Raw genomic sequence first — 11,845 nt, forward strand, 5'->3', positions numbered from 1 at the left:
CGATGGCGATCTTTTCTTGTGGAGTCCGGCGTCGACGGCGCTCGGCCCCTGTTAACACTTCGACCATCTTCTCGTTGTGACTAGTACTGAACATAGCTCCAAGACTACCTCTTAAGTTAAGAGGGGCCCACATCAGTGTATCGAATTATCAACCATTCAACTATGCGTCATTTGACGTAGTTCTCTGCCCGATCTACGCATGTTCAGCCCGCCTTTTTTTCTCAATACTAAACAGCTTATTCAATGGGTGATGTCTTGAAACTTCAAGTGAACAGATACCGAAGCAGGGTTTGTTCATAGCTGAAAACTAATTTAAGGAAGAATACGCATGAAAAGGAAACTACTCGCAAGTTCTATTCTGGTCGCCTCTTTGTTTGGTGGTCACGTGTTTGCGGCAGATGGCACCATCAAAGTGGGTGTCTTGCACTCGCTGTCTGGCACCATGGCGATCAGTGAAACCACACTGAAAGACACCATGCTTATGCTGATTGATGAGCAGAACAAGAAAGGCGGATTGCTGGGCAAAAAACTGGAGCCTGTGGTGGTTGACCCTGCGTCAAACTGGCCGCTGTTCGCTGAAAAAGCGCGTGAGTTGGTTCAAAAAGACAAAGTCTCTGCCATTTTCGGCTGCTGGACTTCCGTTTCCCGTAAATCAGTGCTGCCAGTAGTGGAAGAGCTGAACAGCGTGCTGTTCTACCCTGTGCAGTATGAAGGGGAAGAGTCATCCAAAAACGTATTCTATACCGGTGCTGCACCAAACCAGCAGGCGATTCCAGCGGTTGATTACCTGATGGAACAGGGCGTAGAGCGTTGGGCTCTGCTGGGTACTGACTATGTCTATCCACGCACCACCAACAAAATTTTGGAAGCTTACCTGAAAGCCAAAGGCGTGAAAGCGTCTGACATCATGGTGAACTACACCCCGTTTGGTCACTCAGACTGGCAGTCAATCGTAGCTGATGTGAAGAAATTCGGTTCTGCGGGCAAGAAAACTGCGGTGGTTTCTACTATCAACGGCGATGCGAACGTGCCTTTCTATAAAGAGTTAGGCAACCAAGGCGTCTCTGCACAAGACATCCCAGTGGTGGCGTTCTCTGTTGGTGAAGAAGAGCTGTCAGGTATCGACACTAAACCGTTGGTCGGCCATCTGGCGGCATGGAATTACTTTGAAAGCGTAGACACCCCAGCAAACAAAGATTTCATCGAAAAATGGCACAAATTTACCGGTAAAAAAGAGCGTGTAACCAACGACCCAATGGAAGCGACTTACATCGGTTTCAACATGTGGGTGAAAGCGGTTGAAAAAGCGGGCACTACTGACCCGGCGAAAGTACAAGATGCCCTGATCGGTGTTTCTGTGCCTAACCTGACTGGTGGTTATGCAACCATGATGCCAAACCATCACATCACGAAACCTGTGCTGATCGGTGAAATTCAGGACGACGGCCAGTTCGAAGTGGTTTCTGAAACCAAAGGTACTGTGGTTGGTGACGAATGGTCTGACTTCTTACCAGGCTCAAAAGACCTGATCTCCGATTGGCGTAAACCGCTCTCTTGCGGCAACTTCAACGTGAAAACAGGTAAATGCGGCGGTTAATTCCGTGACTGACAGGGCGGGAGATATTCCGCCCTGAATTTTTAACACCTTCGGAATTAAAGAGAGAAAGTTCATTTTCTCTGGGACAAGGAAAGCATGATGCGATTAATACAGGCAGGATGCAGTCGAATCATCGTGGTTGGTTTAACCCTGATGATGGGTCTCTGGAGTGTCATGGCGCAGGCGATGACCACCGATGAGGCATTAAAAGCACTGAGTGGTCGTGATTTTACCGCCAAGAAAGAGGCCATCACGACAATTGCTGCCAGCGGTGAACCTTATGCATCTGATCTTTTTATTGCGTTGGATAACGGTGAGCTGTTTTTCCGTAAAAGTGACGAACTGATGGTCATTCGTCAGGGCGAAATATTTGTTAATTTAACCGACAAACAAGCAGTTGCCGGTGACAGTTCTGATTTCAAACGGGTGGCGATGAACAATGCCTTGCGCCGCCAAATCGCTGAATTATCAGCTCAACTGGCCTTAAATGATCCGAATGCAGAGAAACGTTTGCAGGCAGTGAAATCGATGTTGGGGAAGGTAGCTGATTCCGATCGTGCTGCGCTGATTGCCCATCAACAAAAAGAGACCGATGCCAAGGTATTAGCCGCCTATGACATGGTGATCGCATTCAGCAAATTAGTCGATAGCGATGCTGTGGTGCGCCTGAGCGCAGTCGATGCACTCAGTGAAGTGCATAACCCAGAAGTAGTAGGGCAGCTGAAATCCGTTGCTCAGAACGATACCGATGCCAAAGTGAAATCCGCCGCCGCAGCAGCGGTGAAAAAGCTCGAACGCAGTCAGTCATTTTACAGTGGCATTGAAACCCTCTATTTCGGTATCAGCCTCGGTTCCATTTTAGTGTTAGCAGGCATTGGTCTGGCGATCACCTTTGGTGTAATGGGCGTGATCAACATGGCGCATGGCGAGATGATGATGCTGGGTGCCTACACCACCTTCGTGATGCAAAAACTATTACCGAATGAACCGGGCATTGCGTTACTTCTCTCTATTCCTGCGGCATTTTGTGTCTCGGGCTTAGTCGGCATTGTCATTGAGCGCAGTGTGATCCGTTTCTTATATGGCCGCCCGCTCGAAACCCTGCTGGCAACCTTCGGGATCAGCCTGCTGTTACAACAAGCGGTGCGCTCAATTTTCTCCCCGCTGAACCAAAGTGTGGTTATGCCTTCGTGGATGAGTGGCACATGGGTGTGGAACGACTTCCTGTCGCTGACCCTGAACCGCATGTTCATCATTCTGTTTAGCCTGTTGGTTTTTGCTGGCCTGATGTGGTTGCTGAAACGCAGTCGTTTGGGGTTGGAAGTACGCGCGGTTTCGCAAAACCGCGCTATGGCTCGCAACATGGGTGTTCGCTCAGATTGGGTGAATGCCAGAACTTTCGGTCTGGGATCAGGCATCGCTGGTATTGCTGGTGTGGCGTTGTCTCAGCTGACCAACGTTGGCCCGAACTTAGGGCAGGGTTACATCATCGACTCCTTCATGGTGGTGGTGTTTGGCGGTGTCGGCAATTTATGGGGCACGTTGGTGGCGGGTCTGTCACTGGGTGTGGCGAATAAACTGTTGGAACCGTATGCCGGTGCTGTGCTGGCAAAAATCCTGATTCTGGTTGCGATCATTCTGTTTATTCAGAAACGCCCGCGCGGACTGTTTCCGCAACGTGGCCGTGCGGTTGAGGGCTAAAAACATGCTATTTAATTCTGTATTCAAAGATAAAGCGGGCCTGAGTTTGCTCAGTGCCATTCTGGTTGGCTCGGTGCTGGTGGTGTTATCAAACCTGCTGTTGCCACATGACAGCGCGCTGTATGTCGGTTCCAACACTGTGACGCTGTTAGGCAAGTATTTGTGTTACGCCCTGCTTGCCGTGGCGCTTGATTTGGTCTGGGGTTATCTCGGCATTTTAAGTCTCGGTCACGGCGCTTTTTTTGCGCTGGGTGGCTACGCGATGGGCATGTATCTGATGCGTCAGATCGGCACGCGCGGAGTGTATGGCGATCCGATTTTGCCAGATTTCATGGTGTTCCTGAACTGGCATGAACTGCCATGGTTCTGGTATGGCATGAACCATTTCTGGTTTGCCATGCTGATGGTGGTGCTGGTTCCGGGCTTGCTCGCGTTTGTGTTCGGCTGGCTGGCGTTTCGCTCGCGTGTGACCGGCGTTTATCTGTCGATCATGACGCAGGCAATGACCTACGCACTGCTGCTGGCGTTCTTCCGCAATGAAATGGGTTTTGGTGGTAATAACGGCTTAACCGACTTCAAAGACATCATCGGTTTTAGTCTGACCGACGATGCAACTCGTGCGGCGTTATTCCTCATTACGGCGGTTGTGCTCTGTCTGGCTTATCTGGTCTGCCGCGTGATTGTCGGTTCGAAACTGGGGCGTGTTGCAGTGGCGATCCGCGATGCAGAGATGCGCACCCGCTTTATGGGCTACCGGGTGGAATATTTCAAACTCGCGATCTTCGTGTTCTCCGCCATGTTGGCTGGCGTTGCTGGTGCGCTGTATGTGCCACAAGTCGGCATTATCAATCCGGGCGAGTTTTCTCCGCTGAACTCGATTGAACTGGTGATCTGGGTGGCCGTCGGTGGCCGGGCGACGCTTTATGGCGCGGTGGTCGGCGCAATTTTGGTCAACTACGCCAAGTCGGTGTTTACCGGCATTCTGCCTGATGAATGGCTCTACGCATTGGGTGCGCTGTTCGTGTTGGTCACGCTGTTCCTGCCAAAAGGTGTTACCGGTTTATTCAATCGCAAGGAGGCGGTGTGATGAACATGTTTGCACAAACCAAAACGATCTTAACACCGGCCGACTTGCGCGAACGGATGGCACCACCAGCGCCAGCGAAACTCGATTTACGGCATGGTGTGATCCTCTATCTGGAAGATATCAACGTCAGTTTCGACGGTTTTAAAGCACTGAATAACCTCAACCTCTACATCAACAAAGGCGAACTGCGCTGCATTATCGGCCCGAACGGGGCAGGTAAAAGCACCATGATGGATGTTATTACCGGCAAAACACGCCCTGACACCGGCTCGGCGTGGTTTGGTCAGAACATCAACTTGTTGGAACTCGATGAACCGGCGATAGCTGAAGCAGGCATAGGTCGTAAATTCCAAAAACCAACCGTGTTTGAACCGCTTACGGTGGAAGAAAACCTTGAACTGGCCATGGCGGGGAATAAAGGCGTTTGGCAGACCTTTGTTAGCAAACTGTCTGGTGAAGATCGCGATCATCTTGAAGCAACGCTGCTGCTGATTGGTCTGGTTGCTGAGCGTCATCGCCAAGCGGGTGTGTTGTCGCACGGCCAAAAGCAGTGGCTGGAAATTGGCATGCTGCTGATGCAGCGCCCGGAATTGCTGCTTGTCGATGAACCGGTGGCAGGAATGACGCATCAGGAGATGGAACGCACCGCTGAACTGCTGAAACAGCTGGCGGGCAAACACTCCGTCGTGGTGGTGGAGCACGATATGGATTTCGTGCGCTCGATTGCCAATAAAGTCACGGTATTACATCAAGGCTCGGTGCTGGCGGAAGGCTCCATGAGTCAGGTGCAGGCTGATCCGAAAGTGATCGAGGTATATCTGGGGGAATCAGCATGCTGAAGTTATCCGGTATTAATCAATTTTACGGCCAATCGCACACGCTGTGGGATCTGGACATCGAGATCGCACAGGGTGAATGTCTCTGTTTGATGGGTCGTAACGGCGTGGGTAAAACCACGCTGTTGAATGTGTTGATGGGGCAATTGCCAGTTAAAAGCGGTCAGATTGAATTTGATGGTCAAGACATCAGCAAGTTTTCGGTCGAGCGGCGTGCGGAAATTGGCATCGGTTACGTACCGCAAGGTCGTCAGATTTTCCCACTGCTGACGGTCGAAGAAAATCTCAAGATCGGACTGCCTGCGCGTCGCGATAACAAGCGCCAGATCCCCGATCAGGTGTATGAACTGTTCCCTGTGTTGAAAGAGATGAAACAGCGTCGTGGTGGCGATTTATCCGGCGGTCAGCAGCAACAGCTCGCGATTGGTCGTGCGCTGGTGCTTGATCCGAAACTGCTGATTTTAGATGAACCCACCGAAGGTATTCAGCCGAACATCGTCAGTGAAATTGGCGACATCATCCGCAAACTCAACCGTGATATCGGCCTGACTGTGTTACTGGTCGAACAGAAACTGCCGTTTGCCCGCAAAGTCGGCGATCGCTTCTGCCTGCTCGATCGCGGTCGTCGTGTTGCTGACGGCCTGATGGCTGATCTCAACGAAGGGCTGATCAAGGAATATCTGACGGTATGACGATGCAACCGGCAGCGATAGCAACCATGCAAACCGGCTGGCAAGCGCATTTGTCGCTGGGGTTTTCTCGTCGCGGCAATCAGACCGTGCTGGCCGAACGACGCCAGTACGGCCCGCTGACCGTGCAACGACCATTCTACCCCGAAGGCATGCCTTGTCATCTCTACCTGCTGCATCCACCGGGTGGCGTGGTAGGTGGCGATGAGCTCGATGTGCAAATTAAGGTGGAACAGGAGGCGCATGCGCTGCTGACTACCCCTGGTGCCACCAAGTTTTATCGTAGCGCGGGGCCACAATCGAAGGTCACACAAACCTTCCAACTGGCGGAAGGTGCCGCTTTGGAGTGGCTACCGCAAGATAACATTCTGTTTCCCGGTGCCAATTTGCAACTGCAGAGCACCTTCCATCTGGAAAGTGATTCGCGATTGATCGCTTGGGAGTGCATCTCGCTTGGTCGGCCCGTCAATGAAGAGCGATTTTTGGAAGGGCAGTTACGCAGCCGTTGGCGCGTCTATCGTAACCAGCGGTTATGCCTGAATGAATCGTTGCGGGTGCTTGATGCCGCTGATCTCGAGCGCCGGGCAGGTTTAGCAGGCTATCCGCTGGTCGCGACCCTCATCGCATCGCCTTGTTCTGAAACAGAACGGGAACTGGTACGTGAATTACTGCAAGGCTACGCAGCACCGGCTGGCGTGACCTTACTCAATGACTTACTGATTGTGCGCTTGCTCGGCGCACACAACGAGCCGTTACAACAATTAATGCAGACGATTTGGCAAGCATTGCGCCCGACGGTGATTGGGTGCCCCGCATGTCGTCCGCGGATCTGGAATACCTGATTACGGTTTACAAGGAGAACAAGATGGATCTGACCCCTCGCGAAAAGGACAAGTTACTGCTGTTTACCGCCGCACTGGTGGCCGAGCGACGTAAAGCGCGTGGTTTAAAACTCAATCATCCGGAAGCGATTGCGCTGATCAGTGCTGCGATTTTGGAAGGGGCCCGTGATGGCCAGACGGTCGCCGAGTTGATGAATTACGGTCGCACCATTTTGACTCGCGATGAGGTGATGGATGGCATACCCGAAATGATCCCCGATGTGCAGGTCGAGGCGACATTCCCTGACGGCACCAAGCTGGTCACCGTTCATCAACCCATCATTTAAGGAGCGCCTATGATCCCCGGAGAAATTCAGGTTGCCGATGGTGAACTGCTACTCAACGAAGGCCGTGCGACGTTACAAGTGGCTGTTGCCAACACAGGCGATCGCCCGATCCAGATCGGCTCACATTACCACTTCTTTGAAACCAACCCTGCCTTGCAGTTTGACCGTGCTGCCACGCGCGGTTTTCGCCTTGATATTCCTGCTGGCACTGCGGTGCGTTTCGAACCGGGCCAGACCCGCACGGTCATGTTGGTGGCATACGCGGGGCGCCGCCATGTGTATGGTTTCCGTGGCGATGTGATGGGCCCGTTAGATGAAATTGCGCAAAGTGATCAGGGTGCACAGAACGAACAGGGAGTTCAGGCATGAGTATTATTTCCAGACAAGCCTATGCCGATATGTTCGGCCCAACCACGGGCGATCGGGTGCGGTTGGCTGACACCGAGTTATGGCTGGAGGTGGAAAAAGATTTCACCATTTATGGCGACGAAGTGAAATTCGGTGGTGGAAAAGTCATTCGCGATGGTCAGGGTCAGGGGCAGGCGCTGAGTCGTGATTGCCTTGACTTGGTGATCACCAACGCGCTGATCATCGACCATTGGGGCATCGTTAAAGCGGATATCGGGGTTAAAAATGGCCGTATTGCCGGCATCGGCAAAGCGGGCAACCCTGATGTGCAACCGGGCGTGACATTAGTGATTGGCCCGGGCACCGAAGTGATCGCGGGGGAAGGCTCTATTGTCACAGCGGGTGGTATCGACAGCCATATTCATTTCATCTGCCCGCAACAGATCGACGAAGCGCTCTGCTCTGGCGTGACCACCATGTTGGGTGGGGGCACAGGCCCGGCAACGGGCACCAATGCCACAACGTGTACGCCGGGTCCTTGGTATATGGCGCGCATGTTGGAAGCGGCAGAAAGCCTGCCGATGAACTTGGGTTTCCTTGGTAAAGGCAATGCCAGCTTACCCGATGCGCTGCATGAGCAGGTCGCCGCAGGCGCCATTGGCCTCAAACTGCATGAAGATTGGGGTTCCACACCGGCATCGATTGATAACTGCTTGAATGTGGCAGAAGAGACCGACACGCAAGTGGCTATTCACACCGATACACTGAACGAAAGCGGCTTTGTCGAAGACACACTGGCTGCGATTGGTGATCGTACCATTCACACCTATCACACCGAAGGCGCGGGCGGTGGTCATGCACCAGACATTATCAGGGCGTGCGGGCTGGCGAACGTGCTGCCGTCTTCCACAAACCCAACGCGCCCTTACACTGTGAATACGGTCGATGAGCATCTCGATATGCTGATGGTTTGTCACCATCTTGACCCTGCCATTCCTGAAGATGTCGCGTTTGCGGAATCACGCATTCGCCGTGAAACCATTGCAGCGGAAGATATTCTGCATGACCTCGGTGCCTTCTCGATGATTTCATCCGATTCACAAGCAATGGGACGTGTCGGTGAGGTGATCACGCGCACATGGCAGACTGCGCACAAAATGAAAGTGCAACGCGGCAGCCTCGGTAGCGACCCAGCACGACATGACAATACGCGTATCAAACGCTATATCGCGAAATACACCATTAACCCAGCATTGGCGCACGGAATTAGCCATGAAGTTGGTTCGATCGAACAGGGCAAATTGGCGGATTTGGTGTTGTGGCGTCCGGCTTTCTTTGGTGTGAAACCTTCCATGATTTTGAAGGGGGGCATGATTGCTGCGGCACCGATGGGTGATGCCAATGCGTCTATTCCAACGCCGCAACCGGTGCATTTCCGCCCTATGTTCGGTGCACTTGGTCGCGCCATGCATTCAACACGCATGACGTTCCTTTCAGGTTTGGCCATTCGTTCCGGTCTTCCGGCGCAATTGGGGCTAAACAGCCTGATTGGGGAAGTGAAGAACTGCCGTTCGGTGAAAAAAGCACACATGATCCACAACAACTGGCAGCCATTGATTGAAGTCGATAGCCAGACCTATCAGGTGCGCGCCAATGGTGAATTGCTGACTTGTGAACCCGCAGCGGTGTTGCCGATGGCACAGCGTTACTTTTTATTCTAGGCGAACTTGGGAACACAAAATGATTCGACTCACACAACGATTAACGACAGAAGAAGCAGCAGGAAAAGCGCTACTCACAACGCTGACACTGTCGATCGATCTGCGTATCAAAAGCCGCCTGAAAGTCACTTTAGATAATGGCGATGCAGCCGGTCTATTCCTGACTCGTGGTCAGCTATTACGTGGCGGCGAGTGTTTGACTGACGATGCTGGCGCAGTTGTCGTGATGGTAAAAGCCGCCGAAGAGCAGGTTTCCACGGTGCGCTGCAATGACCCGTTACTACTGAGTCGGATCTGCTATCACCTCGGTAATCGCCATGTACCGCTGCAAATCGAGGCCGGTTTTGCCCGTTATCAGCACGATTATGTGCTCGATGAGATGGTGGTTGGTTTAGGTGGCTCGGTTGCGGTTGAGCTTGCGCCATTTGAACCAGAGGCTGGCGCTTACCAATCGCAAGCGGGCGCAGGGCATCACCATCATCATAATGATCACGAACATGGTCACAACCATGATCATCTGCATGCTCACTCTCATGCAGCCAGTGCAGCGACCGTCGTGCCGATGCATGGTTTTTTGAAAACATCATAAGCAACTAATTAATAAGTAAAAAAGGAATTTAATATGAACAAATCACGTATGACCACCGCAATCGCTCTGATGTTACTGGCTACACCTGCCTTTGCTCACCCTGGGCACATGGAGCACGGTTTTTCATCGGGGGTGTTGCATCCACTGTCTGGCCTTGACCATTTGATGATGTTACTGAGCAGCGGCTTTCTGGCGGCATTAACGGGGCGTCGTTTATCGCTGCCATTATTGACCCTGCTGGCCATGGTGGTTGGTACTGGTGCGGGTGTGCTGCTGGGCGGCAATAATCTGGTGGAACCGCTGGTGCTGGCCTCGCTCTGGTTTGCGGGTGCCTTGGTGTTTGCGCCCAATCGTTTGTCAATAATGAGCTGGATGATACCTTGTTTTGCGCTGTTTCATGGTTGGGCGCATGGTGTTGAAGCGCCTGTCGGGCAAGTCGCGTTGTTCACTGCGGGGGCTGTGGTTTCATCGCTGGTGTTGCTGGCGGTGGGTTATGCGGTTGGCAGCAAAGCGAACCACATAGCATGGTTGAAAAAAGGCTGGGCAGCAGTGGTGTTTGCGTCGGCGTCAGTTCTGTTGGTGGGTTAATCCATGACTTTTTCAGCGCTTAATCAAAGCTCGCCAGTCAGTTGGTTGCAGCTGTTCCAACTGATGAGTCCTAATTTGCCCGTGGGTGGGTTTACCTATTCGCAAGGGTTGGAATGGGCGGTTGAAACGGGTTGGGTTAAAAACGTCGCTGAATTTGAACAATGGCTGACTAATCAGATGGATGAGGGGCTGGTCTATCTCGACTGGCCGCTCCTTAACCGCCTTTATGTTGCTGCCCGACAAGATGATCTGACTGCTTTTGTAGACGCTATCGATTTGCTGGTCGCAAGTCGCGAAAGCGAGGAATTCCGCTTGGAAGAAGGGCAGCGCGGTGATGCGTTTTATCGTGTGATCAAAGATTGGGGCATTTCTGGCAGTGCCGATATGGCCGTTCATCTGAAACGTTCACAACTGGCCGGCATGGCGTGGTTTGGCGCAAAAAACAGCCTTAGTGTCGAGCAACTGGCGTTGGGCTGGGGGTTCGCATTGCTGGAAGGTGCTGTCATGGCGGCCATTAAATTAGTGCCCATTGGTCAGCAAGCGGGTCAGACATTGCTTCGAAAATTATCCGCGCAACTGCCTGAAAAATACCAACGGGCTTGCACTGTGCAAGACGATGAGATCGGAGGTAGTTTAACCTGCCTCGCCATCGCCAGTGCATGCCACGAAATACAATACACGCGGTTATTCCGCTCATAATCAGATTGGAAAGGACACTCTTATGACTCAAACATCATCCCCATTACGAGTTGGCGTTGGCGGCCCTGTTGGTTCCGGCAAAACTGCGCTGTTAGAAGTATTATGTAAAAAAATGCGCGATCACTTTGAGATTGCCGTCGTCACCAACGATATCTACACCAAAGAAGATCAGCGTATTTTAACCGAAGCAGGTGCGTTAGCTGCCGAGCGTATTGTCGGGGTGGAAACCGGTGGTTGCCCGCACACGGCGATCCGTGAAGATGCATCGATGAATCTGGCCGCTGTTGAAGCGCTCAGTGAGAAATTCGGCAATCTGGATGTCGTTTTCGTTGAGAGCGGTGGCGACAACCTGAGTGCCACCTTCAGCCCTGAATTAGCTGATATGACCATCTATGTGATTGATGTGGCGGAAGGCGAGAAAATTCCACGCAAAGGCGGGCCGGGCATTACCAAATCTGATTTATTAGTGATCAATAAAATCGATTTGGCCCCGTATGTTGGTGCGCGTTTAGATGTAATGGAATCAGACACCAACCGTATGCGCCCACAAAAACCGTGGACATTCGCCAATCTGAAAACCGGTCAGGGAGTGGATACCATCATCGATTTCATCGTGACACATGGCATGTTAACGCCAAAAGCATAAGTGCGACGAAGGCCCTGAAATTGTCTAAACGATTCAGGGCATTACGCGATGAGGTATCCTGATTTTCACAGACAGTCCCGATTGTTACGATGAGACAATCGGGGGTATTGAATGAAATCGAGAGAACACTATTCACCAGAGTTTCGGGCAGAGGCGGTTCGACTGGTGTTGGAGCA

At 52.2% G+C, this 11,845-nt stretch carries 13 protein-coding genes; all 13 read left to right on the forward strand.

Annotated elements, in window-relative coordinates; genetic code table 11:
* Positions 1-328: 328 nt before the first annotated feature.
* The 13 genes from urtA to ureG all read left to right on the forward strand — a co-directional run bounded on the left by urtA (position 329) and on the right by ureG (position 11,669).
* Complete coding sequence (gene urtA, locus C3418_RS20445) at positions 329-1,597, forward strand: urea ABC transporter substrate-binding protein (protein ID WP_181023131.1); 1,269 nt, start codon at positions 329-331, stop codon at positions 1,595-1,597.
* Positions 1,598-1,693: 96 nt separating this feature from the next.
* Complete coding sequence (gene urtB, locus C3418_RS20450) at positions 1,694-3,298, forward strand: urea ABC transporter permease subunit UrtB (protein WP_232091028.1); 1,605 nt, start codon at positions 1,694-1,696, stop codon at positions 3,296-3,298.
* Between the two features lie 4 nt (positions 3,299-3,302).
* Positions 3,303-4,385: an urea ABC transporter permease subunit UrtC gene (gene urtC, locus C3418_RS20455; RefSeq protein WP_103859157.1), complete on the forward strand. Its 1,083-nt coding sequence runs from the start codon at positions 3,303-3,305 to the stop codon at positions 4,383-4,385.
* Positions 4,385-5,224 (forward strand): urea ABC transporter ATP-binding protein UrtD, encoded by an 840-nt coding sequence (gene urtD, locus C3418_RS20460; RefSeq protein ID WP_103859158.1) that lies wholly within the window; start codon positions 4,385-4,387, stop codon positions 5,222-5,224. The genes urtC and urtD overlap by 1 nt, the downstream gene beginning before the upstream one ends.
* Positions 5,218-5,913, forward strand: a complete 696-nt coding sequence (gene urtE / locus C3418_RS20465; RefSeq protein ID WP_053288395.1) for an urea ABC transporter ATP-binding subunit UrtE — start codon at positions 5,218-5,220, stop codon at positions 5,911-5,913. The genes urtD and urtE overlap by 7 nt, the downstream gene beginning before the upstream one ends.
* Entirely contained in the window at positions 5,910-6,752 is an 843-nt protein-coding gene (locus C3418_RS20470; protein ID WP_053288396.1) for an urease accessory protein UreD, read from the forward strand. The genes urtE and C3418_RS20470 overlap by 4 nt, the downstream gene beginning before the upstream one ends.
* Before the next feature lie 23 nt (positions 6,753-6,775).
* A complete protein-coding gene (locus C3418_RS20475; RefSeq protein ID WP_053288397.1) occupies positions 6,776-7,078 on the forward strand; it encodes an urease subunit gamma in 303 nt (100 codons plus the stop codon).
* Between the two features lie 9 nt (positions 7,079-7,087).
* Positions 7,088-7,447: an urease subunit beta gene (locus C3418_RS20480; RefSeq protein WP_053288398.1), complete on the forward strand. Its 360-nt coding sequence runs from the start codon at positions 7,088-7,090 to the stop codon at positions 7,445-7,447.
* On the forward strand, positions 7,444-9,147 hold the full coding sequence (ureC, locus tag C3418_RS20485; RefSeq protein ID WP_103859159.1) for an urease subunit alpha: 1,704 nt from the start codon (positions 7,444-7,446) through the stop codon (positions 9,145-9,147). Before C3418_RS20480 ends, ureC begins: the two co-directional genes overlap by 4 nt.
* A 19-nt stretch (positions 9,148-9,166) precedes the next feature.
* Positions 9,167-9,736 (forward strand): urease accessory protein UreE, encoded by a 570-nt coding sequence (ureE, locus tag C3418_RS20490; protein ID WP_103859160.1) that lies wholly within the window; start codon positions 9,167-9,169, stop codon positions 9,734-9,736.
* Positions 9,737-9,769: 33 nt separating this feature from the next.
* Complete coding sequence (locus C3418_RS20495; RefSeq protein ID WP_103859161.1) at positions 9,770-10,324, forward strand: HupE/UreJ family protein; 555 nt, start codon at positions 9,770-9,772, stop codon at positions 10,322-10,324.
* Between the two features lie 3 nt (positions 10,325-10,327).
* Positions 10,328-11,023 carry an urease accessory protein UreF gene (locus C3418_RS20500; RefSeq protein ID WP_103859162.1) on the forward strand — a complete coding sequence of 232 codons (696 nt, stop codon included), beginning with the start codon at positions 10,328-10,330 and terminating at the stop codon, positions 11,021-11,023.
* Positions 11,024-11,045: 22 nt separating this feature from the next.
* Positions 11,046-11,669 (forward strand): urease accessory protein UreG, encoded by a 624-nt coding sequence (gene ureG / locus C3418_RS20505; protein ID WP_103859163.1) that lies wholly within the window; start codon positions 11,046-11,048, stop codon positions 11,667-11,669.
* Positions 11,670-11,845 lie beyond the last annotated feature (176 nt).

The organism is Aeromonas sp. ASNIH8, assembly GCF_002919855.1.
GTDB lineage: Bacteria > Pseudomonadota > Gammaproteobacteria > Enterobacterales > Aeromonadaceae > Aeromonas > Aeromonas caviae.

Coding starts and splice junctions, on each gene's coding strand:
- urtA (WP_181023131.1), top strand. CDS start 329: ATGAAAAGGAAACTACTCGCAAGTTCTATTCTGGTCGCCTCTTTGTTT.
- urtB (WP_232091028.1), top strand. CDS start 1,694: ATGATGCGATTAATACAGGCAGGATGCAGTCGAATCATCGTGGTTGGT.
- urtC (WP_103859157.1), top strand. CDS start 3,303: ATGCTATTTAATTCTGTATTCAAAGATAAAGCGGGCCTGAGTTTGCTC.
- urtD (WP_103859158.1), top strand. CDS start 4,385: ATGAACATGTTTGCACAAACCAAAACGATCTTAACACCGGCCGACTTG.
- urtE (WP_053288395.1), top strand. CDS start 5,218: ATGCTGAAGTTATCCGGTATTAATCAATTTTACGGCCAATCGCACACG.
- C3418_RS20470 (WP_053288396.1), top strand. CDS start 5,910: ATGACGATGCAACCGGCAGCGATAGCAACCATGCAAACCGGCTGGCAA.
- C3418_RS20475 (WP_053288397.1), top strand. CDS start 6,776: ATGGATCTGACCCCTCGCGAAAAGGACAAGTTACTGCTGTTTACCGCC.
- C3418_RS20480 (WP_053288398.1), top strand. CDS start 7,088: ATGATCCCCGGAGAAATTCAGGTTGCCGATGGTGAACTGCTACTCAAC.
- ureC (WP_103859159.1), top strand. CDS start 7,444: ATGAGTATTATTTCCAGACAAGCCTATGCCGATATGTTCGGCCCAACC.
- ureE (WP_103859160.1), top strand. CDS start 9,167: ATGATTCGACTCACACAACGATTAACGACAGAAGAAGCAGCAGGAAAA.
- C3418_RS20495 (WP_103859161.1), top strand. CDS start 9,770: ATGAACAAATCACGTATGACCACCGCAATCGCTCTGATGTTACTGGCT.
- C3418_RS20500 (WP_103859162.1), top strand. CDS start 10,328: ATGACTTTTTCAGCGCTTAATCAAAGCTCGCCAGTCAGTTGGTTGCAG.
- ureG (WP_103859163.1), top strand. CDS start 11,046: ATGACTCAAACATCATCCCCATTACGAGTTGGCGTTGGCGGCCCTGTT.